Annotated in this window: 21 protein-coding genes; 2 read left to right on the plus strand and 19 right to left on the minus strand. The window is 70.6% G+C overall.

Annotation, left to right across the window (positions count from 1 at the left end):
- From VKN16_13085 to VKN16_13130, 10 genes are all read right to left on the minus strand, one after another.
- On the minus strand, positions 1-188 hold a 188-nt coding region (locus VKN16_13085), incomplete at its 3' end, for a MaoC/PaaZ C-terminal domain-containing protein (GenBank protein ID HME95139.1).
- Positions 189-224: 36 nt separating this feature from the next.
- The gene (locus tag VKN16_13090; protein HME95140.1) at positions 225-905 is read right to left on the minus strand and encodes an isochorismatase family cysteine hydrolase; all 681 of its coding nucleotides are present in this window, start codon (positions 903-905) and stop codon (positions 225-227) included.
- Between the two features lie 64 nt (positions 906-969).
- Positions 970-2400, minus strand: a complete 1431-nt coding sequence (locus VKN16_13095; GenBank protein ID HME95141.1) for an amidohydrolase family protein — start codon at positions 2398-2400, stop codon at positions 970-972.
- 54 nt (positions 2401-2454) lie between these two features.
- The gene (locus VKN16_13100; GenBank protein ID HME95142.1) at positions 2455-3309 is read right to left on the minus strand and encodes an ABC transporter substrate-binding protein; all 855 of its coding nucleotides are present in this window, start codon (positions 3307-3309) and stop codon (positions 2455-2457) included.
- Between the two features lie 104 nt (positions 3310-3413).
- Entirely contained in the window at positions 3414-4844 is a 1431-nt protein-coding gene (locus VKN16_13105) for an amidase (GenBank protein HME95143.1), read from the minus strand.
- A 13-nt stretch (positions 4845-4857) separates the two neighbouring features.
- Entirely contained in the window at positions 4858-5562 is a 705-nt protein-coding gene (locus VKN16_13110) for an ABC transporter ATP-binding protein (GenBank protein HME95144.1), read from the minus strand.
- Positions 5563-5564: 2 nt separating this feature from the next.
- A complete protein-coding gene (locus tag VKN16_13115) occupies positions 5565-6299 on the minus strand; it encodes an ABC transporter ATP-binding protein (protein ID HME95145.1) in 735 nt (244 codons plus the stop codon).
- Positions 6296-7252: a branched-chain amino acid ABC transporter permease gene (locus VKN16_13120; GenBank protein ID HME95146.1), complete on the minus strand. Its 957-nt coding sequence runs from the start codon at positions 7250-7252 to the stop codon at positions 6296-6298. Before VKN16_13120 ends, VKN16_13115 begins: the two co-directional genes overlap by 4 nt.
- Positions 7242-8114 (minus strand): branched-chain amino acid ABC transporter permease, encoded by an 873-nt coding sequence (locus tag VKN16_13125; GenBank protein HME95147.1) that lies wholly within the window; start codon positions 8112-8114, stop codon positions 7242-7244. The genes VKN16_13120 and VKN16_13125 overlap by 11 nt, the downstream gene beginning before the upstream one ends.
- Before the next feature lie 10 nt (positions 8115-8124).
- Entirely contained in the window at positions 8125-9381 is a 1257-nt protein-coding gene (locus tag VKN16_13130) for an ABC transporter substrate-binding protein (protein HME95148.1), read from the minus strand.
- A gap of 141 nt (positions 9382-9522) precedes the next feature.
- Here VKN16_13130 and VKN16_13135 point away from each other — a divergent pair, with 141 nt between their 5' ends.
- On the plus strand, positions 9523-10089 hold the full coding sequence (locus VKN16_13135) for a TMEM165/GDT1 family protein (protein ID HME95149.1): 567 nt from the start codon (positions 9523-9525) through the stop codon (positions 10087-10089).
- A gap of 213 nt (positions 10090-10302) precedes the next feature.
- Complete coding sequence (locus VKN16_13140; protein ID HME95150.1) at positions 10303-11439, plus strand: DGQHR domain-containing protein; 1137 nt, start codon at positions 10303-10305, stop codon at positions 11437-11439.
- Here VKN16_13140 and greA read toward each other — a convergent pair.
- The 9 genes from greA to VKN16_13185 form a co-directional block, all read right to left on the minus strand.
- On the minus strand, positions 11436-11915 hold the full coding sequence (gene greA, locus VKN16_13145; protein HME95151.1) for a transcription elongation factor GreA: 480 nt from the start codon (positions 11913-11915) through the stop codon (positions 11436-11438). The genes VKN16_13140 and greA overlap by 4 nt on opposite strands.
- A gap of 2 nt (positions 11916-11917) precedes the next feature.
- Complete coding sequence (locus tag VKN16_13150) at positions 11918-12472, minus strand: cysteine hydrolase family protein (protein ID HME95152.1); 555 nt, start codon at positions 12470-12472, stop codon at positions 11918-11920.
- Between the two features lie 14 nt (positions 12473-12486).
- Positions 12487-14403, minus strand: a complete 1917-nt coding sequence (locus tag VKN16_13155; GenBank protein HME95153.1) for a SurA N-terminal domain-containing protein — start codon at positions 14401-14403, stop codon at positions 12487-12489.
- A 75-nt stretch (positions 14404-14478) separates the two neighbouring features.
- On the minus strand, positions 14479-15864 hold the full coding sequence (locus VKN16_13160; protein HME95154.1) for an NCS2 family permease: 1386 nt from the start codon (positions 15862-15864) through the stop codon (positions 14479-14481).
- A 4-nt stretch (positions 15865-15868) separates the two neighbouring features.
- On the minus strand, positions 15869-16699 hold the full coding sequence (locus tag VKN16_13165; GenBank protein ID HME95155.1) for a tRNA (adenine-N1)-methyltransferase: 831 nt from the start codon (positions 16697-16699) through the stop codon (positions 15869-15871).
- On the minus strand, positions 16686-17921 hold the full coding sequence (locus VKN16_13170; protein ID HME95156.1) for an MFS transporter: 1236 nt from the start codon (positions 17919-17921) through the stop codon (positions 16686-16688). Before VKN16_13170 ends, VKN16_13165 begins: the two co-directional genes overlap by 14 nt.
- Positions 17922-17938: 17 nt before the next feature.
- Complete coding sequence (locus VKN16_13175; protein HME95157.1) at positions 17939-19111, minus strand: acyl-CoA dehydrogenase family protein; 1173 nt, start codon at positions 19109-19111, stop codon at positions 17939-17941.
- Positions 19112-19138: 27 nt separating this feature from the next.
- Positions 19139-20542: an HD domain-containing protein gene (locus tag VKN16_13180; GenBank protein HME95158.1), complete on the minus strand. Its 1404-nt coding sequence runs from the start codon at positions 20540-20542 to the stop codon at positions 19139-19141.
- A 15-nt stretch (positions 20543-20557) separates the two neighbouring features.
- On the minus strand, positions 20558-21586 hold the full coding sequence (locus tag VKN16_13185) for a S1C family serine protease (protein ID HME95159.1): 1029 nt from the start codon (positions 21584-21586) through the stop codon (positions 20558-20560).
- Between the last annotated feature and the right edge of the window lie 2 nt (positions 21587-21588).

The following is a 21588-nucleotide window of genomic DNA, read 5'->3' on the forward strand; positions in this document are numbered from 1 at the left end:
GTGAGCAGGCTGTTCACGAGCGGCTTGCCGAACTCTGCTTTCTGGGCCGCGTGGAAGTCGATGTGCAGCGGCTGCGGGTTCATGGTGAGGCAGGTGAAGAAGACGTTGTCGGATTCGGTGATGGTGCGCCCGGGCTGATGCTGGAAGGTCTGCCCCAGCTCCAGCTCCTCGAACAGCTTGCCGGCCATCGGTGGCCTCCTTGCCGGGTGGGCGGAGCGGGGGTCCTAGCGCGCAGCGGCGGGGACGGCGTCGAGCTCGGCGATGACCTGCGCGCTCGAGTCCACCCGGCCGAGCAGCCGCGCGAAGTTCTCGCAGGCCGCGTCGTGCAGCCGGCGGCTGGCCGCGCCGCAGCCGTCCTCCACGAGCAGGCAGCGGAAGCCCCGGTCGGCTGCGTCCCGTGCCGTCCCCTCCACGCAGGAGTTGGTGGACACGCCGGTGAACACGAGCTGCTCCACGCCCCACGCGCGCACCAGCCGCTCGAAGCCCGAGGAGTGGAACGCGCTCATCGTGGTCTTGTTCAGCACCGGCTCGTGCGGCCGCGGCGCCAGTGCGTCCAGGATCTCGTGCTCGCGCCGGCCCTTCGTGTTGCCGACCGCCTCCGCCATCGGGCGCATGTGCGGCGGCAGATCGCTGTAGTCGGGCAGCTCGGAGCCCACCGTGAGGTACACGACCCGGAGGCCGCGGCCGCGGAAGACCTCGAGCAGCCGCTGGATGGTCGGGACCACCACGCTCTCGATCCGATCGAAGCGCTCGCCGCCCTGGTCCTGGCGCCCCTGGTCCTTCAGGAGCCGCCCCAGCCCCTCGTGGCGCGATCCGCTCGCGTATTGCATGTCCACCACCACCAGCGCCACCCGCTTCGCGTCGAGATGGAACCCCGGGTTGAACTGCCCGGCGTAGTCCTTCACCCCCTCTCCCCCCAGGGGAGCGGGCCGGGGTGAGGGGCGCGCCGTGGACCCGGACATGGACAACCTAGCAGGCCGGACGCCGCAGCACGCCCGGATCGATCCGCCGCGACACCCACTGCCCGTCGCTCGGGCTGCCGAGCAGGCGTCCCCGCTCGGCGATCACCTTCCCGCGCAGCAGGGTCATCACCGGCCAGCCCGAGACCGCCCAGCCCTCCCAGGGGCTGTAGTCCGTCACGTGGAAGTCGTCCTTGGTGAGCGTCTTGCGGATCGTCGGATCGATCAGCACCAGATCGGCGTCGCTGCCCGGGGCGATCACGCCCTTCTTCGGGTAGAGGCCCATGATCCTGGCCGCGTTCGTCGCGGTGATGTCGGCGAAGCGGGTCAGCGACATGCCGCGCTTGACCACACCCTCGGTGAAGCCGATGCCGATCCGCGCCTCCGCGCCCACGTTGCCGCCGGTGACGTCCTCGATCGTGCGCCCCTTCAACTTCAACTCGAGGCTCGTCGGGTACTCGTCGGTGGCGAGCGTCGAGAGCCCGTCGTGCACCAGTCCGTTCCAGAGGGCCTGCTGGTCCTCCGGGAACTTCAGCGACGGATAGGTGTGCGAGCAGAAGCCTCGCGGGGTCTTGTAGTACTCCGCGTTGAAGCAGGCGTACTGGTGAAGCGTCTCGCCGTAGACCGGCAGCCCCTGCGCGCGAGCCTCCGCGACCGTCTCGACGCCTTCGCGCGCCGAGACGTGCACGAAGTACACGCCGGCGCCGCTGGCCCTGGCGAGCGCCACGGTGCGGCGGAAGGCGAGCAGCTCGGAGAGCTTGGTGTGCACCAGGTGGAGATTCGTCCCGTCCATCCGGCCTTCCTCGCGGAAGCGCTCGTAGTTGAACTGGACCAGATCCTCGTCCTCGCCGTGCACGACCATGATCCCGCCCGCCTTCGCGACCTTCTCCATGGCGAAATGGATGCGGCCGAAGTCGATGCGGTTGCCCGACCGCTTGGGATGCGGCGGCAGCACGTTGGTGGTGAAGACCTTGAAGCTCGGATGGCCCGCCTGGATCGCCTCGCCGATCTGGTCGAAGACGCGGATGGGCAGCGCGCCGGCCAGGGTGATGTGGAACGCGTAGTCGACGTAGGAGTTGCCCTTCCACCGACTGGCGCGCTGCTCGATCACCGGCTGGATATCGCCGCCCGGCCGCACGTAGGCGAAGTCGATATGGGTGGTGGTGCCACCGCACGCCATCCCGCGGGTGTCGTCCTCGGGCCCCAGGGTGATCGCGGGCTCCTCGGGATGCGACATGATCCCGTGGGCCAGGTGCGCGTGGGGCTCGACGCCCCCCGGGGAGACGATCTGGCCGGCCGCATCGATGACCCGCGCGGCGTCGGTCGGCAGCGTGCCGGGCGCGGCGACCACCGCGATCTGCTCGCCGCGCACGCCCACGTCCCAGAGGCCGGCGCCCTGCGGCGTGATCACCTGCCCGTTGCGGATCACCAGGTCGAGCACGAACGGAGCCTAGCCCAGGTCCCGCGGGTCGTCAACGACCGGACGCACGCGCCGTCATTCGACGACCTTGTCGGCCCTGGCGAGCAGCGACGCCGGGATCGTCAGGCCAAGAGCCCGGGCCGTCTTCAGGTTGATGACGAGCTGGAACTTGCTCGGCCGCTGGATGGGAAGATCCGCCGGCCGCGCACCCTTCAGGATGCGATCGACGTACTGCGCGGCCTGACGGTACATCCCCAGGAGATCCGGCCCGTAGCCGAGCAGCCCGCCCGCGTCGGCGAAGGCCGGGAAGATGCTCGCGGCGGGAAGCCGGTGGCGCTGCGCCCCCTCCGCAATGTGGGCCCGCGCCGCGAAGACGTCGGGCGACGTCAGGACCAGGAGCGCCTGGGGACGTGCCTTCATCGCGCGCTCGACCACGTCGGCCAGGTCGGCGGCCGATCGGATCGGGACCGGGATCAACGTGATGCCGGCGGTCTGCGCGGCCGCCTCCGCCGCCCGTAGCTGAGGGCCGCTGACTCGCTCGTCCCACAGCACGGCGAGCCGGGCCAGGCGCGGCACCGCCTCGCGCAGGAGCTCGATCTGCTTGCCCGCCAGCTCGGGCAGGTCGAGGAAGATGCCGGTCACGTTTCCACCCGGGCGGGCCAGGCTGGCGACGAATCGGCCGGCCACGGGGTCGCTCTCCAGATCGATGGCAACGATCGGGATCGTGGTGGTCAGGCCCAGCCCCCGAGCCAGCCGGAACGGACCGGGGAGTACCAGGCAAGCCGGCGCCTGCCGCACGATCGCCTCGATATCACCGGCGCCGTCCTCCGGCGCTCGGCGCCAGTCGATCACGATGTTACGCCCGTCCTGGTAGCCGAGGTCCCGGAGCCCGCCGACGAATGCGTCGCGGGTCGCTGGAACCGTCGTCACGAGCGCCACCCGGGGCCCCGGATCGGCGGCACCGGCCGGCCCAGGCGGCAGCGACATGATCGTGAGCGCAAGCCCGATCGACCGCGCGACCGGACCAGCGGCCATCACGGCAGTGCGGGCCGGCGGCGATGCCATGCCGTCGCGGACTCGTAGGCGTGGCCCAGGCGCAGCAGCGTGGCTTCATCGAACGGGCGGCCCACGAGCTGGAGGCCGAGCGGCCGGCCGTCGGCGGACGCGCCGCACGGCAGCGACAGCGCAGGCAGGCCCAGCGCGTTGAACGGCCGGGTGAGCCGGGAGAAGCGGCCCATGCGACGGATGACGTCGGCGGCGCTCCCCGCCTTGGCGGCGGCCAGCGCGGGGGACGGCTCGGGAATGGTCGGCGTCGCCAGCACGTCGATCCGCGAGAAGACGTCGTCGATGAACTCGCGCGTGAAGCGGGCGCGCAAACGCTGGCCCTGCAGATACTCCGAGGCGGTCACGGTCAGCCCCGGCGCCATCCGGTCACGCACTGCCGGCTGCAGCTCGCCCGGTCGCTCCTTCAGGATGCGCGAGTGGATGACCGCGGCCTCCGCGCGCACCATCACGTTGCTGCAGGCGGCCACCATGGGGCCGGGATCGGGCACCGCGACGGCTTCGACGGCCGCCCCGAGCCCCCGCAGCGCCGCGACCGCCGCGTCCAGCGCGCGCGAGACCTCGGTATCGAGTCCGTCGGCGTAGAAGCCGCCGGCCACGTCGATGCGCAGCCCCTTCGCGCCGCCCTCCAGCGCGGCCAGGTAATCCGGCACCGGCCGACGGCTCGACGTCGCGTCGAGCGGGTCGTGCCCCGCGATCACGCCGAGCAGGAGCGCGGCGTCGCGCACCGTGCGCGCCAGCGGGCCCACGTGGTCGTACGACCAGGACAGCGGCATCACGCCGGCGCGGCTGACTCGCCCGTAGGTCGGCTTGAGCCCGACGAGCCCGCAGCACGCGGCGGGAAGGCGGATGGACCCGCCGGTGTCGGTGCCGAGCGCGGCCGCGGCGAGGCCGGCCGCCACCGCGGCGCCCGAGCCGCTGCTGGAGCCGCCCGAGACGTGGCCGAGGCGCCAGGGGTTCTGCACGTCGCCGTGGTGGGCATTGTCGCCGAAGGGACCGAGGGCCAATTCGGTCATGTTGAGCTTGCCCAGCGTGAGCGCGCCCGCCGACCCGAGGCGCGCGACCGCGGTGCACGGCGGCGCGCCCACGAAGTAGTCGGCGGTCTTCGTGCCGCACGAGGTGGGCAGCCCCGGGATCAGGCAGAGGTCCTTGTGGGCGAGCGGCACGCCGTGCAGCGGCCCACGCCAGGCGCCGGCGGCCGCCTCGCGCTCGAGCGCCGCCGCCGCGGCGAGCGCGCCGTCTCGATCCACCGTGATGTAGGCGCGCAGCGTGCCGTCGAGCCGGGCGATGCGCTCCAGGTAGGCGCGGGTCAGCGCCAGCGGCGAGAGCTTGCCGGCGCGGATGGCCCGGGCCAGCTCGGTGAGCGTCGCGGCGGTCGGATCGGTCAGATCGAGGTCGGACATGGGCATCGCTCCGTCACATCCCGAGATAGGCGCGCTGCACGTGCTCGTTGTCGAGCAGATCTCGTCCCGCGCCCGAGAGCACGACGCGGCCGTTCTCCAGCACGTAGCCGCGTCCGGCGAGCGCCAGCGCCTGCCGGGTGTTCTGCTCGACCAGCAGCACCGTCGTCCCCGTCCGGTTGATCTCGCCGATGATGCGGAAGATCTCCTGGACGATCTTGGGCGCCAGCCCGAGCGAGGGCTCGTCCAGCATGAGCAGGCGCGGTCGTGCCATCAGCGCGCGGCCGACGGCCAGCATCTGCTGCTGGCCGCCCGACATGGTGCCGGCGGCCTGGCGCCGACGCTCCCCGAGAATCGGGAAGAGGGCGAGCACACGATCCAGGCTCTCGCGTCGGTGCGGCCGCGCCGCCGCGGTGTAGGAGCCCAGCTCGAGGTTCTCCAGCACGGTGAGGCTCGGGAAGATCTTGCGGCCCTCGGGCACCTGGACCACGCCCCGCTCGACGACCGCGTGGCTCGGCAGCCGGTCCAGGCGCGCCCCGTCGAGCGTGATCTCGCCGGCGCGCGGGCGCAGCAGGCCGGAGATCGCGCGGAGCATCGTGGTCTTGCCCGCGCCGTTGGCGCCGACCACCGAGAGGATCTCGCCCGACTCGATGACGAGGTCCACGCCGGTCAGCGCGGGCAGGTCGCCGTAGGCCACGTCGATTCCGCGGAGGCTGAGCAGGCTCACCGCGCCTCCTCCACCGCTTCGCCGAGGTACGCCTCGATCACCCGCGGGTCCCGGGCCACCGCGGCCGGCGCGCCCTCGGCGATCTTCTCGCCGTGGTGGAGGACCACCAGCCGATGGGAGAGCGCCAGGATCGCGCGCATGACGTGCTCGATGATCAGCAGGCTCACCCCGCGGGCGTGGATGCGGCGGATCAGCCCGATGATGGCCTCGATCTCGGTCGGGTTCAGCCCGGACATCACTTCATCCAGTAGCAGGAGCCGCGGGCCGGTGGCAAGGCCGCGCGCCACCTCCAGGCGCTTGCGGTCGGCCAGCGTGAGGTGCCGCGCCGGCATGTCCCGCCGGGGCCCGAGGCCGACGAAGTCCACGATCTCGGCGGCCCGGGCGCGCGCCCCGGCGACGTCGCCCACCCGATTGAACGCGCCGACCATCACGTTCTCCAGCGTGGTGAGCCCCGCGAACGGCTGGACCAGCTGAAAGGTCCGCGCGAGACCGCGCCGGCAGATCGCGTGAGGCTTGAGGCCCACCAGCGAGACGCCGTCGAAGTGGATCGAGCCCTCGCTCGGACCGTGAAAGCCCGCGATGAGATGGAAGACGGTCGTCTTGCCGGCGCCGTTGGGCCCGATGAGCCCCACGATCTCGCCCGGCGCCACCGAGAGGTCGAAGTGATTGACCGCCACCAGCCCGCCGAAACGCTTGGTGAGCCCGCGGACCTCGAGCCCCGGACCGCTCACACCGCCCGCTCCGCGCCGCGCCGGCGGCTTCGAAACCAGCCCACGAGCCCGTTGGGCAGAAACGAGATGACGAGGATCAGGATGAGGCCGTACAGCATGATGTCGGCCCCGGCGCGGCCCCGCAGCAGAGCCCGCGTCACCTCGGAGATCGGGGTCAGCACGAACGAGCCCAGCAGCGGCCCGGCCACCGTGCCGGCGCCGCCCACGATCGCGGGGAGCAGGGCGCCGATGGAGATCGCGGGCCCGAAGGTGATGGTGGGATCGATGTAGGCGAAGTACTGCGCGTAGAACGTCCCGCCGAGCGCGGTGAGGAACGACGACACCGCCATCGCGCGCAGCTTGGTGGAGAGCGCGTCGACGCCGGCCGCCTCCGCCGCGTCCTCGTTCTCGCGCACCGCGGCGAGAGCGTAGCCCATCCGGGACCGCTCGATCACCCGCGTGATCCACACCGCTCCCATCGCCATCGCGAAGATGACGTAGTAGTAGGGCAGCTTCTCCGCGAACAGGAACATCGCGGGCGCCGAGCCGCGGTTCGGCACCACCAGGCCCAACGAGGAGCCCACCGCCTTCCAGTTCACCGCCACCACCCGCAGCATCTCCGCGAAGGCCAGCGTCACCAGCGAGAAGTAGGGCCCGCGCAGCCCGTAGCGGAACGACAGGTAGCCGGCGAAGAGCCCGAAGCCGGCGGCGAGCGCGCCGCCGGCCAGCATCCCGAGCCAGGGGCTCCATCCCCAGTGCAGCAGCAGCAGGGTCGAGGTGTAGGCGCCGATCCCGAAGAAGGCGGCGTGGCCGAACGAGAACTGCCCGCCGTAGCCGCCGAGGATGTTCCAGCACGCGCCGAGGTAGCCGAAGAAGAGGATGCTGATGAGGACGTCGAGCGCGTACTTGGGAAGGAGCGGAGGCACCGCGACCAGGGCGGCCAGGCCGACGCCGAGGAGGACCCTAGCGGCCACGACGCGCGCCGAAGAGGCCCTCGGGGCGGAGCAGCAGCACGATCACGAAGAGGCCGAAGACCACGAGCTGCTTCAGCGAGCCGGGCAGGAACGCGGCGCCGAGCGATTCGGCCAGCCCCACGATGAAGCCGCCCGCGAGCGCGCCCAGGAAGTTGCCCATGCCGCCGAGCACCACCACCACGAAGGCCATGATGTTGAAGCTCTCGCCCACGTCGGGCGCCACGTAGAAGAACGGGGTGATCAGCGCCCCCGCCACCGCCACGCACGCGGAACCGATGCCGAACGCGACCCCCCGGATCCGCGCCACGTCGATGCCGACCAGGCGCGCCCCCTCCGGCTCCTCGGCGAGGGCGCGGATGGCCTTGCCCGCGTCCGTGGTGCGCAGGAATGCCCAGAGCGCGAGCCCGACCAGCACCGCCCCGCCCGCCGCGATGAGACGCGGCACCTCCACCAGCACGTCGCCCAGCATGAACGAGGCGCCCGAGTACCACACGCGCAAGGTCCGGAAGTCGCCCTGCCAGAGCACGAGGGCCAGGTTCTCCAGGAACAACGCGACGCCGAGCGTGAGCAGCAGCTGGTTGTGCTCGGCGGCGGCCCGGTTCGGCTCGATGATCACGCGCTGGATGAGCACGCCCAGCGCGAAGAAGAGCGGGCCGGTGACGACGATGGAGAGGTACGGATCCACCCCGAGCAGCACGAACAGCCAGTACGAGGTGTACATGGCCAGCATCATCACCGCCCCGTGGGCGAAGTTGATGATGCGCAGCACCCCGAAGATGAGGGACAGCCCGCTCGCGACCAGACCGTAGACGCCGCCGAGCAGCAGGCCGCTGACGACGGCCTGGAAGAAGAGCCAGGTCACCTCGCGGCGGCTAGCCCTTCCACTTCGGAACCGGGAACACCGGCTTGGCCTCCAGGAAGCGCGCCGGCCCCACCACCACCGGCTTGCCCCCCTGCACCTGCAGCAGGGCCGGGGTGGCGTTGACGTTCTCGCCGCTGTCGTCGAAGCGGATCGCGTCCTGGGTGAGGATGTGGTCGGTGAGATTGGTCTTGGCGATCGCGTCGCGCACCTTCTCGCGATCGGTCGAGGCCGCCCGCTCGAGCGCGTCCTTGAGCACGAACATCACCTGGTAGCCCTGGACCCCGTGGTTCGACATCACCGAGTTGTACTTCTTCTGGTAGGCCTCGAACACCGCGCGGGCCCGCGGGCTCTGCGGGTTGTGCCAGTAGTTGCCGTCGAAGAGCAGGTCGGTCAGCTCGCGGTTCTCCGCGATGAACTTGGGATTCGAGTAGGCCGCGTTGGCCAGCCCCACCAGCGCGTTGACTCCGATCCGCAGCTTGGAGGCGGTCTCCGCGATCAGCTTGGAGTCGCCGTAGTAGCCGCTGATCACGAGCAGATCCGGCCGGGCCGCCTTGACCTTGGAGAGCTCGGCGGTGAAGTCGGGGGAGCGCAGGTTGTAGGGCACGCGCTGCACGACCTCGTAGCTCATCTTGGCCGCGAAGGCCTCCACGTGGTTGCCCATGGTGGTGCCGAAGTTGCCGTCCTCGTGCATGATGGCCACCCGCTTGACCACCAGCCCCGCGTTCTTCGACATCTCGATCATGTTGCCGAGGGTGAGCGTGGCCATCGCGCGCGCGTTCGGCTGCATGCGGAACGCGTAGTGGAGGCCGCCCTCGAGCACGTTGTCGGCCACGGTGGCCAGCAGCAGGAACGGGGTCTTGTTCTTCTCGGTGACCTGGCGCACCGAGAAGGCGACCAGGCTCGAGAAGGGGCCGATCAGCGCGGTCACGTTCTGGTCGATCAGGCGCGCCGCCTCCGAGTTGCCGAGCTCGACCTTGTTCTGGGTATCGCCGGGGAGCAGCACGATCTTCGCGCCGCCGAGCGACTTGATGCCGCCCCCGCCGTTGATCTCGTCCACCGCCAGCTGCAGGCCGTTGAGGGCGAGCTGCGCCTCGAAGGCGAGCGGGCCCGTGACCGGCAGGATATAACCCACCTTGACCTCGCGCGCCTGGGCGCGCCCGATCGCGGGAGCGCCGAGCGCGGCCATGGCCCCGGCCGCGCCGATGGTGCCGAGGAAGCGGCGACGGCCGAGAGAGGGAGCATCGCAACGGCGCGGGGTATTCGACATCGTGTCCTCCGGAGGGAGATCGTGGGATCGGATGGGCGGGAGCCTAGCATCCTGGCCGCGCGATTTGCAAGGCGGCGTCCCGGTTAGTACGGGGGCGGGAGCGCCGGGCGGAGGCCCGCGCCCACCCAGGATCTCGCTCACGTGACCGCGCTCTGGACATCATGTCTCGTGGTCGCCCTGGCCGAGATGGGCGACAAGACCCAGCTGATCGCCCTCGCCCTCGCCGCGCGATTTCAGCGCGCATGGACCATCATGCTCGGCATCCTGATCGCGACGACGCTCAATCACGCGCTGGCCGCCACCGCCGGGGTCTGGGTCGCACGTCGCCTGCCGCCGGCCGCGCTGGCGTGGGCGCTCGCCGTCGGGTTCATCGCGTTCGGCATCTGGACGCTCAGGCCGGACGAGGCCCCCGAGACGTCCGCGCCCGCTCGCTGGGGCCCGCTGCTCACCACCGTCGTCGTGTTCTTCCTCGCCGAGATGGGCGACAAGACACAGCTCGCCACCGTGGCGCTCGGCGCCCGCTTCGTGTCGGCCGCCGGGGTGACCGCGGGCAGCACGCTCGGCATGCTGGCCGCCGACGGGGCGGTCGTCCTCGGCGGGTCGTATCTCGCCCGGCTGGTCTCGCCGGTGACGCTGCGCCGCATCGCGGCGGCGCTGTTCCTGATCCTGGGCGTCGCGGCGCTCGCGGGCGCGCTCCGGCTGTCGTGATTCGCGATTCATCCACAGCTATCCACAAGGTTTCCCGTATCCCCAGCCTGCCCACATCTTGTGGATAACGTCGGATCGAGCCCCAACTCCTGGGGGTGATACCACACCCCTACAGCGCCTAAAACGTGCATGTTGACAAGGGTTTGCGCATCGTATACAGTTGCCCCGTTTCCCTGCTCCCCAAACCCGTCCCCACGGAGGCGGACACGACCGATGATCACGGTTCCCGCGCACCGCGTGAAGCAATTCGGGGTCGAATTCTTCCAGGCGTCGTTCTCGGCCAAGGACATCGACCGGCTGGTGAAGTTCGAGGTGCTCGGGTACGGCGGCGCCGACCATGAGCCGCCCGCAAAGGGCAAGCAGCGAGTGAACCGCGCGCGCGTGAACTGGGAAGCGCTCGAGAAGCGCATCGGGGAGAGTGAGACCGCCTACCAGCGGCCGGTCATCCGTCGCAAGATCGACGAGCTCGTCAACTACTACCGCGACTGCAAGGACGCGGGCACGCTGCCCGCCATCCCCGGCGCGGTGATCATCACCTCCGAGAAGCGCTTCACGTTCACGCCGATGGCGAGCCAGCACGACCTGGGCCTGCTGCAGATCCCCGAGGAGCACGGGGTGCTGCGCGTGCTCGACGGCCAGCATCGGCTGCTCGCGCTGCACGCGCTGACCCAGGCCGGCGAGAATCTCGGCATCGAGGTGCCGGCGGTGCTCTTCGATCGGCTGGACGCGCGCCAGATCGTCGAGCTGTTCGTGACCATCAACGCCAAGCACACCCGGCTCAACCCCTCGCACATCGTGAGCCTCGCCGGCCGCAAGCTCTATCCGGATCCGAATCAGGCCCTCGCCCACGACGTGATCCGCTCGCTCAACGAGGACGAGACCTCGCCGCTCTCCGGCGACATCAAGATGCTCGGCACCGGGCGAGGACGCGTCTCGCAGGCCCCGCTCGCCGAGGAGATCGTGGAGTTCCTGGAGGCGGTGGAGAAGATCGGCGGCGGCGCGCGCATCAACGAGGTGCGCCAGCACGCCAAGCGCTTCTTCCTCAACTACATGAAGTCGGTGGCGGGCGTCTTCCCCACCGCGTGGGCCGGCCGCAAGTACTCCATCAAGACCGGAGCGGCCCTGCGCGCCTTCATCCGGGTGGCCCCCGACGTGATGGCCCGCGCGCGGGAGCTCAAGCGCGACGCCTTCGACTTCCACGCCATCCGCGAGGCGGTGAAGCCGTGGGGCGACCGCCTGAAGGACCGCCGCTTCGAGACCGAGGGCGAGTGGAAGAGCAAGCTCGCCGGCGGCACCCGCGGCACCGTGGAAGCCCTGACCCGGGAGCTGCGCGAAGCGCTCCGGAACTAGGGCGCGGCCTCGAGCCGGAAGTTCGCGCCGAGGATCTCGAAGGCCTTCTTCCCGCCCGGCAGCTGGGCGGTGACGCGGTCGCCGACCTTCTTGCCGATCAGGGTCCGGGCCAGCGGGGACATGACGGAGATGAGCCCGCGCTTCGGGTCCGCCTCGTCCGATCCCACGATCTGATACGTGGCCTGCTTGCCGTCCTCGTCCTCCAGCTTCACCGTCGAGCCGAAGGTCACCCGGTCGCCCGAGGTCGGCGGGTCGATGACCTCGGCGGTCCCGACCTTCGACTCCAGATCGGTGATGCGCGCCTCGATGAATCCCTGGCGCTCGCGCGCGGCGTGGTACTCCGCGTTCTCGCTGAGATCGCCGTGGGCCCGCGCCTCCGCGATGGCGCGCACGATGTTCGGGCGCTCCTTCTTGAGCCGTTCCACTTCGTCGCGCAGCCGGTCGTAGCCGACGCGGGTCATCGGGGTGCGCTGGATGCTCACGGCCGGATCACCTCGTCGCTCCGCTTCACCTCGGCCAGAAACCCGTTGAGGCTGCCCAGATGCGTGCGATGGACCTGGTCGTGAGGAATGACCTCACCGTCGGGCGCGCGCACGTCCATCGCGGCGGTGGCGTCGGACAGCAGCGTGACCTTGAAGCCCCGGTGCGCGGCCTCCCGGGTGGTGGTGTCGCAGCACATCTGGGTCATGAAGCCGGAGACGATCACCCGCTCGACGCCCAGCCGGCGCAGGTCGCTCTCCAGCGACGTGTCGGTGAAGGCGCCCGGCAGATGCTTGGTGATGACCGCCTCGCCGGCCGCCGGGATCACCGCGTCGTGAATGGCGAGCGCGGGACTGCCCGGTACGAAGGTGGTCGCCCCGGGCCGCCGGCTCTCGTGCACCACGTGGAACACGGGCACGCCCGCCCGCCGCGCCCACTCGAGCGTGTCCGCGATGCGCGTCACCGCCTGGGGGCCGTCGGGGAGCACCACCTTGCCGATCGGCGCGAAGTATTCCTGCTGGGCGTCGATGATGATGAGCGCGGTCTTGTCCATTGGAGGCCTCGGGATCAGCGAGTCATGGTCGCGGGCTGGCCGCCCACCTCGATCTTGGCGGCGGCGAGCCGGCCTCGGATCCAGTCTTCCCACGCGAGCGCCCGCTTCTGCTCGAGGACCTGCTTCTCCAGGTCCGAGCGCTCCTTCTCGAAGCCGTCCGCGGGCGCGGGCTGGCGTTCGAGCGTCTTGACCACGTAGACGCCGCCTTCCCCCCGCACCGGCTCCGCGATCTGCCCGGCCGGCGTCTGCACGGCGGCCAGCAGCACGCCGGGCGGGAGCGAGCCCCGGTCCTTCGGCGGCTCCGCGCGCGAGAACGCGGGCAGCGATCCGGTGGTGAAGCCTTCCGCCTTCGCGGTCGCGGCGAAGTCGCCGCCCTTGCCGAGTGAAGCGATCAGCGCCCGGGCCTTGTCGGTCACCTGCTGCTCGGCCCGCTCCCGCTTGATCGCCTCGACCACCCGATCGCGGATCTCGGGGAGCGGCGGCACGCCGGCCGGCACCTGCGCCACCACCTTGGCGATGAGATAGCCGCCGGCGATCTTGATCGGCGCCGACACGCCCCCCGGGGCCAGCCCGAAGAGCGTCTCGTCCACCTGCGGATCGCGGCCGGCCTCGGCGAGGCCGTCGCCGCGCCCGAACAGCGACTCGTGCGCCTCGAGCCCGAGCCGCTTGGCCTCCGCGGCGAAGTCGGGGGCCGCGGCCAGCGCGGTCTTCACTTCGTCGGCCCGCGCCGCGGCGGCCCGCTCGGCCTTCTGGGTGCCGAGCGTCTCCTTGATCTTCGCGGCCACGTCCTTGAGCGGGGTCTTGCCGCCCTCGCGGATGTCGAGCACCCGGATGGCGTGATAGCCGAAGGGCGTGCGCACCGGCTCCGAGATCTCGCCCTTCTTCAGCGCGAAGGCGGCCTGCTCGAAGGGGGCCACCAGCTCGCCGGGCCCCACCAGCCCCAGCTCGCCGCCCTGCGCGGCGCTCGCCTTGTCCTCGGAGATCTCGCGCGCGAGCTTGGCGAAATCCTCGCCGCCGCGGGCCCGCTTGATCACGTCCTCGATCTTGGCCTTCGCCGCGTTCTCGGCATCGCTGCCGCCGACCGGCGGCACCCGCACCAGCACGTGGGCCACCCGCACGCGCTTGGGCTCCTCGAACTCGCTGCCGTGCTCCTTGTAGTAGGCCTCGACCTCCGCGTCGGTCACCGCCGGCGGCTGCTTGGCCGGCGCGACCAGCACGTACTGCAGCTTCCGCCGCTCCGGCTGGCTGAACTGCGCGGCGTGGGCCTTGACGTAGGGCTCGAGGTCGGCGTCGGCGACCTGCACCGCCGCCATCGCCGGCTTGAACTCGGCGTGGGCCCAGGCGGCGCGCACCCGCTCGTTGCGCTGCGCGTAGGCCTGGCGCACCTCCTCCTCGGAGACCTTCACGCCCTGCTTGATGATCGCCTCCATCTTGCGGCGGGCGAGCTGACGGCGCACCTCGGTCTCGAACTGACCCGGATCGAGGCGAACCTGACGCAGGACCTTGAGATACTCGTCGCGCGAGAACCGCCCGTTCTCCTGGAACTCCCGGATCTGCTGGATGGTGGTGCGCAGCTCGTCGTCGGTGACGCGGATGCCTTCCTTCGCCGCGCCCTGGATGACGATCGCTTCGGTCACCAGCTCGTTCATCACCTGCTGCGACAGCCCGAGGCGCTCGGCCATCTCCGGGGTGAGCCGCTGGCGGGCCATCCGCTCGTAGGCGGCCATGATGTTGGCCTGGGCCCGCTGGTAGCGCTCGCGCGGGATCTCCTCCCCGTTGACCACCGCCACCGCACTGCTCCGCGCGCCGGTGCTCCCGAACGGGCTCGTGCCGAAGTAGAAGAGCACGCCGGAGGTGAGGATGAAGACCACGATGACGACCAGGAGCACGATCTTCAGGCTCCGGGCGTATTCACGCATCACGCTGATCACTGCTGGGGCCTCCTCCGCGGGGTAGCTGATCGAGGCACTTAGCCTACCACAGCCCTCGCGGGGCGCCGGCGCGCCTCACCCCTGGGTGAGGCGCTGGAGCAGGGGCAGGAGGAAGTAGACCACGAAGGCCAGCGCGGCCACGTACATCATGGACGCCACCTCGTGCCCCTTGCCGCGGACGACCTTGATGAAGCAGTAGGCGATGAAGCCCGCGCCGATGCCGTTGGTGATCGAATAGGTGAACGGCATCACGGTCAGGGTGAGGAGCGCGGGGAAGCCCTCCTCGAGGTCGGCGAACGGTATCTCGCGCACCACCCGGCTCATCAGGTACCCGACCACGATCAGGGCCGGCGCGGTGGCCTGCGCCGGGACCACCCCGGCGAGCGGGGCGAAGAACAGCGCGAGCAGGAAGCACGCGCCGGTCACCACCGACGCGAGCCCGGTGCGCGCCCCGGCGGCCACGCCGGCCGCCGACTCGATGTAGGTGGTGGCGGAGGAAGCGCCGGCCGCGCCGCCCGCCATCGCGGCAACCGAGTCCACGAGCAGGACGCGATTGAGCCGCGGCAGGCGGCCCGCCGGGGTGAGCCAGCCGGCCTCGCCCCCGATGCCGATCACGGTGCCCATGGTGTCGAAGAAATCGGACAGCATGATCGAGAACACGGTGACGACCGCGGTGATCACGCCGACCCGCACGAACACCGAGAAGTCGAGCCCGGCGCCCAGGCTGCTCAAGTCCGGCCAGGCCACCAGGCTGGCCGGCCACACCGCCTGCCCCGGGATCGGGAAGGCGCGGCCGCCGGTCATCTGATTGACCACGATCGCCACCACCGTGCTGGCCAGGATGCCGACGAGGAGCGCCCCGCTCGCGTGCCGCGCGGTCAGCCAGAGCGTGAGCAGAAGTCCGAAGATCGCGACCGCCACCGGCGCCGAGCCGAGGTCCCCGAGCGTCACCGGCACGCCCGGCGGCCCCGGCTTGACGATGCCGCCCGACACGAGGCCGATGAACAGGATGAACAGGCCGATGCCCACGCCGATCGCGCGCTTCAGCGCCACCGGGATCGCGTTCATGATCGCCTCTCGGAACCCGGTCAGCACGAGCAGGGTGATGACCAGCCCCTCCAGCACCACCACGCCCATGGCGGCGGTCCACGGCAGCTTCATCCCCGCGATGAGCTGAAAGGCGACGACCGCGTTGAGCCCCATCCCCGACGCGACCGCGAGCGGGTAGTTGGTGAGCAGCCCCATCGCGATCGTCATCGCGCCCGCGATGAGACACGTGGCGGCCTGCGTGGCGAGAAACGACGGCCCCTGGCCCTGCAGGGGCGGGACGCCGGCGAAGGAGAGGATCGCCGGGTTCACGAAGATGATGTAGGCCATCACCATGAACGTGGTGAGGCCGCCACGGATCTCCCCGCCGAGGGTGGCTCCCCTCCGGTGAAGCTCGAAGCAGCGCTCGAGCACGGGCTCAGTCGCTCTCGGGATCCGCCACCTTCGGCAGCGTCACGCCTTCTTCCGGCACCACCCGGCGGGCCACCGTGAGGAAGCCGGTGTGGGCGACCATCCGATGGAACGGCCGAACCGAGGTGCCGTCGATGTTCCACGGCCGCAGCAGCGTCTCGAACGTCTCGACCAGCGCGTAGCCGCGGTGGCGTCTGAGCGCCTCGGTCAGCTGATGGGACTGGATGATCGTCGGCACGTACGAGAGAAAGATGCCCCCCGGCCGCAGCACGTTGGCGACCGGATCCACGAGGCGCCAGGGCTCGGGCAGATCGAACACCGCCCGATCCACCGGCTCCTCCTCGGGCAGCCCGTCCTCCACCGGCCGGATCCGCACGGTGAGCGTGGTGACCTCGCCGAGCCGGGTCTGGATGTTGGCCAGCGCGCGCCGGCAGAAGTCCTCGCGCTGCTCGTAAGAGACGACGCGGCCCTCCGGCCCCACCGCGCGCAAGAGGGCCAGGGTCAGCGCGCCCGAGCCCATGCCCGCCTCGAGCACCCGCGCGCCCGGGAAGATGTCGGCCCAGAACATCACCATCGCCAGGTCTTTCGGGTAGATGACCTGGGCGCCACGCGGCATGTCGAGCACGTACTCGGCCAGCGTCGGGCGCAGGGCGAGATAGCGCGTGCCCTTGGACGTGCGCACCCAGGAGCCGTCGGGCTGCCCGATGATGGCATCGTGCGTCACCCAGCCGCGGTCGGAATGGAAGGTGTCGCCCTTCCGCAGCAGCAGCAGATGACGCCTGCCGCGCTGGTCGATGAGCAGGACCTGCTCGCCGTCCTCGAACCTAGCCGAGGTCACCGGTTCTGGGATCCGGCAGGAAGAGCGCCGCCACGAACCCCGCGATGGGCATCGAGGCCGAGATGGCGAGCGCGGAGGTCAGGCCCCAGTGGTCGGCCACCCAGCCGAGCCCGGTCGCCCCGACGCCGCCCGCGCCGATGGCGAAGCCGACGATGAGGCCCGACGCGAGGCCCGGGTTGCGGGGCAGATACGCCTGGCCCAACACGACCGACATCGTGAAGGTGGAGACGAGCACGAAGCCGAGCAGCGCCAGCAGGACGAACACGAGCGGGCCGCCCCGGACGAGCAGAAAGCCCAGCGCGATCGGCGTGGAGAGGAGGAATACCCAGACCACACAGCGCCGGGCGCCGAGACGGTCGGCCAGCGGCGCGACGACGAGCGTTCCGACCGCGCCGGCGCCGAGGAACACGGCGAGCAGGGTGCCGATCAGCCGCGGATCGCCGTGGAGCACGTTCTCCCAGTAGAACGGCATGAAGGTGGTGAAGCCGAGCTGGGTCCATGAGCGGATCGCCACGACCAGGATGAGCAGGCTCATGGCGCCCACCATGGTGCGGGCGCCCGCGGCGGCCGCGCGGGCCTGGGCGACCGCGGGCGGAGGCGCCGACAGCCGCGGCAGCACCGCGGTGAGCAGGGCTCCGGCCAGCAAGCCGGGCACCAGCATGCCGAGGCTGCCGGCCAGCCCGAAGCCGGTGAGGAGCGCGGTCATGAGCGGCGGCCCGAGCGCGATGCCGATGTTGCCGCCGGTGGAGAAGATGGACACGCCGGTGGCCTTGCGATCTCCCGCCACCGCGGTCGCGGTGCGGTAGCCCTCGGGATGGTAGGCGGCGACGCCGAAGCCGGTGACCATCACCAGCGCAAGCACCGCCGCGTACGACGGGGCGAGCCCGGTGAACGCCAGCCCCACCGTGGACAGCACCACCGACAGCGGGAGGAGCCAGCGCCGCGCGGTCTGGTCGGCGAAGTAGCCGAAGAGCGGCTGGATCAGCGAGGAGGTCACGTTCGCGGTGAGCACGATCACGCCGGTCGCCGCGTACGAGAGATTCAGCGCGTCCTTGATGAACGGCAGGATCGCGGGCAGCGAGCCCTGGTTGATGTCGATGACCATGTGGCCCAGGGCGAGCAGGCCGAGCAGACGCATGTCGGGGCGGGCCCGCTCGGCCGAGGCCACGACCCCGGGAGGCGCGGGCAGGGCGACAGCGGGCGACGCCGGCTCGGGAGTCATAGGGGCCCTATGCTACCTCAGATGCCGAACGCGTCGAGGCCGGTGATGTCGCGGCCCACGATCAGGGTGTGGATGTCGTGCGTACCTTCGTAGGTGTTGACGGTTTCGAGGTTCAGCATGTGGCGGATGATCGGGTGCTCGTCGACGATGCCGGCGGCGCCGAGGATGTCGCGCGCCATCCGCGCCGAGTCGAGCGCCATCTGCACGTTGTTCATCTTGGCCATCGAGATCTGCTGCGGGCGCGCGCGGCCCTCGTCCTTCAGCTGGCCGAGCCGCCAGCACAGGAGCTGGGCCTTGGTGATCCCGGTGATCATCCACACCAGCTTCTGCTGCACGAGCTGAAACGAGCCGATCGGCTTGTTGAACTGGATGCGCTGCTGGGAGTACTGCAGGGCCCAGTCGTAGCAGGCCATGGCCGCCCCGATCGCTCCCCACGCGATGCCGTAGCGCGCCTGCGAGAGACACGACAGCGGACCCTTGAGGCCCTTCACCCCGGGCAGCTTGTTCTCCAGCGGGATACGGCAATCCGCGAACGCCAGCTCCGAGGTGATCGACGCGCGCATCGAGAACTTGCCGTGGATGTCGAGCGTGCTGAAGCCGGGCGTGCCCCGCTCCACCAGGTACCCGCCGATCTCGCCGTCGTCGCCCTTGGCCCACACCACCGCCACGTCGGCCACCGAGCCGTTGGTGATCCAGAGCTTGGTGCCGTTGAGCACGTACTCGTGGCCCTTCTGGCTCGCGCGCGTCTTCATCCCGCCCGGATCGGAGCCGTGATCGGGCTCGGTGAGCCCGAAGCAGCCGAGCGCGGCGCCCGACTGCAGCGCGGGCAGCCAGCGGTCCTTCTGGGCGTCGGAGCCGTAGGCGTGGATCGGATACATGACGAGGCCGCTCTGCACCGAGGCGAACGAGCGCAGGCCGGAGTCGCCCCGCTCCAGCTCCTGCATGATGAGGCCGTAGGCGATGTTGTCCAGACCCGCGCAGCCGTAACCCTTGAGGGTCGCCCCGAACACCCCCATCTCGCCCAGGTCCCGGGACAGCTCGGTCGGGAAGCTGCCGTCGCGATGGTGTTGCCCCACGATCGGCAGGAACCGCGACTCGACCCAGTCGCGAACCGCGTCGCGCATCATCCGCTGCTCTTCGGTGAGGAGATCGTCGATGCCGTAGTAGTCGACGCCGCGGAACTTTTCCATGGCTTCAGTCCTTCTGGCCGGGGTGGCTCAGAGATTGGTGGGGTGCGCGGGACGGTCCTCGCCCAGCGCCTGCTCGAGCGCGCGGGCGAGTTGCTGGTCGTGCTCGTGGCTCATCGCGAAGATGCGGCACTGCGCGACCTTGCCCGGCAGGTACTTCAGCAGCTCCTTCAGCGGCTCGGCCGACACGGTGCGCGACGCCGCGTCGTACACGTAGATCTGGCGGTCCTGCATGCCGATCGGGTTCAGGGGCCGCGGGTCCTGCTGGGCCATGTCGATCTTGAACGGGAACCCGCGCAGGCCGGCGGGCAGCAGCTCGCGCACCCGCTGCTCCACGTCCTCCGCCTTCATGAAGCTCTGCCCGCGGCGCGGCTCGAAGAGGTCGAGCACCACCTCGTGTGACATGCGCCACTTGAGGCGACGGTCGAGGATCTGCCGCCACTCCCGCCCGACCGCCCGGCGGTCCGGATCGTCGGAGTGCTCCCAGCGGGCGACCTCCTCCAGCAGCGTCCACTCGGTCATGTTCAGATAGGGCTGCAGGTCCTTGTTGAGATCGAACGGGAAGACCATCTTCATGGTCTCGCGGAAGATCTCCTTCAGGTGCAGGTCGATGCCGCGAGTCGTGCGGTGATAGTAGACGTTGGTGTAGAGGTAGAAGCGGGCGTTCAGGAACATGATGAAGGCCTGGATGCCGCCGCGATCGAGGGTCAGCCCCTTCTCGCTGAAGAACGAGTAGTACATGATGCGCTCGATGTCGATGGGACCGACCGCGACCCCGCACATGTAGGAGTCGCGCAGCACGTAGTCCATGTTGTCGGCGGTGTAGATGCCGGAGAGCAGCGGCTTGAGGTGGGCGAGCCAGGGGGGGTGCTCCTTGACCGGCACCGTGTAGCTCTTGCCCATCAGGTAGCAGATCCATTCCGGATCGATGTGCTCGCCCTCGTCGAAGGCGCCCCAGGGGCTGCGCCGCAGGCCACGGATGAGATCGCCCAGCTCTTCGCGAATGATGCGCTGGCCGACCTTCTCGTGGGTCAGGTCGAAGTCGGCCAGGAAGTTGTCGTCGAAGAAGTGGCCGAAGGGGCCGTGGCCCACGTCGTGGAGCAGCCCGGCCACCCGCATCAGCTCCTCGAACAACGGGGCGGAGGGCCCCTCCGGGAACTCCGCCTTCAGCGAGCGATGCAGCTGCTGCGCGAAGCGGCCGGCCAGGTGCATGGCCCCGAGCGAGTGCTGGAAGCGGCTGTGCTCGGCGGCCGGGAACACCCAGCGCGCCGACTGCAGCTGGGGCACGCGCCGCAGACGCTGCATCCACGGCGAGTCCATCAGGTCCTGCTCGGTGGCCTCGCCGGGCCGCCCGTCGGGCCGCGTGTAGAGGATGTACTGGTGGATGGGGTCGGCGATGAGACCGCGCCCCTGGTAGGTATCGACGCCCTTCATGAATAAGAGCCTAACCTACTTGTCGGAGGTGCGATAGAAACGGTAGCGGTCCGCCGGACGGACCGCGATGGCCTCGCGAGCGCCCGCCCGCACCACCGTCACTCGCACGTCCTGATCCATCGGCGACTGCCACAGCGCCCGGTAGAACTCCTCGCGGCTGGCCACCGGTGTCCCGTTCAGGGCCACGATGACGTCGCCGGGACGGATGCCCGCGGCCCGGGCCGGACTCATCGGATTCAGGCCGGAGACCGCCACCCCTCCCCGCACCGACTCGGTGTAGAGCCCGAGCCACGGTCGCGGCGCGCGGCCCATGACGCGGCCGTTGGCGAGGAGATCGTCCTTGTGGGCGAGGAATTTCTCGATCGGGATGGCGAGGTTGACGTGCGGCGCCTCGCCCAGGCGCAGCGAGGTGACGCCGATGACGCTGCCGGCCGCATTCACCAGCGCGGCGCCGCCGAACGCCGAGTTGTACGGGGCCACGATGAACGCGCGGTCCAGCATGTACTCCCACGCCGCCGCGAACGGTTGCACCGACTCGACGCGGCTCGGGGTCGAGACCAGGTCGCCGTCGTCGGTGACGCCCACCGTGCCGGTCACCTCGCCCGCGGCGACCGTCTTCGAATCGCCGAGCATCGCGGCGGGCCACGGCCCGCGACCCTCGAGCTGGAGCACGCCGACGCCCACCTCCAGATCGAGGCCGGTCAGCCGGGCCGACACCCGCCGGCCGTTGCGGAGCGCGACCTCGATGCGCCGGGCGTCCAGGAGCACGTAGCTCACGGTGATCGCGTAGCCGCGATCGGCGTCGAAGATGACGCCGCTGCCCCAGCGCTCGGTGCCCAGCGTGGCCGCCGACGGCCGATCGGCGTCCACCTCCACGCGGATGCCCACCACCGCGGGCTCGACGCGCCGGATCTGCGAGACGAGCGGGGAGATCTGACGCGGATCCGGGCGCGGGGCGCGGTCGGACGGCGCGGCGGGCGTCTCGCCGGGCAGGAGCAGGCCGATCAGGGCGACCGCGGTCAGCGCGATCCGCACGCGCGACACGG

Source organism: Candidatus Methylomirabilota bacterium, assembly GCA_035315345.1.
GTDB lineage: Bacteria > Methylomirabilota > Methylomirabilia > Rokubacteriales > CSP1-6 > CAMLFJ01.

Excerpts from the sequence above, each read along its gene's own strand:
- VKN16_13130 (HME95148.1), bottom strand. The coding sequence starts at position 9,381 with ATGTCGAATACCCCGCGCCGTTGCGATGCTCCCTCTCTCGGCCGTCGC.
- VKN16_13150 (HME95152.1), bottom strand. The coding sequence starts at position 12,472 with ATGGACAAGACCGCGCTCATCATCATCGACGCCCAGCAGGAATACTTC.
- VKN16_13170 (HME95156.1), bottom strand. The coding sequence starts at position 17,921 with ATGACTCCCGAGCCGGCGTCGCCCGCTGTCGCCCTGCCCGCGCCTCCC.
- VKN16_13175 (HME95157.1), bottom strand. The coding sequence starts at position 19,111 with ATGGAAAAGTTCCGCGGCGTCGACTACTACGGCATCGACGATCTCCTC.
- VKN16_13105 (HME95143.1), bottom strand. The coding sequence starts at position 4,844 with ATGTCCGACCTCGATCTGACCGATCCGACCGCCGCGACGCTCACCGAG.
- VKN16_13140 (HME95150.1), top strand. The coding sequence starts at position 10,303 with ATGATCACGGTTCCCGCGCACCGCGTGAAGCAATTCGGGGTCGAATTC.
- VKN16_13180 (HME95158.1), bottom strand. The coding sequence starts at position 20,542 with ATGAAGGGCGTCGATACCTACCAGGGGCGCGGTCTCATCGCCGACCCC.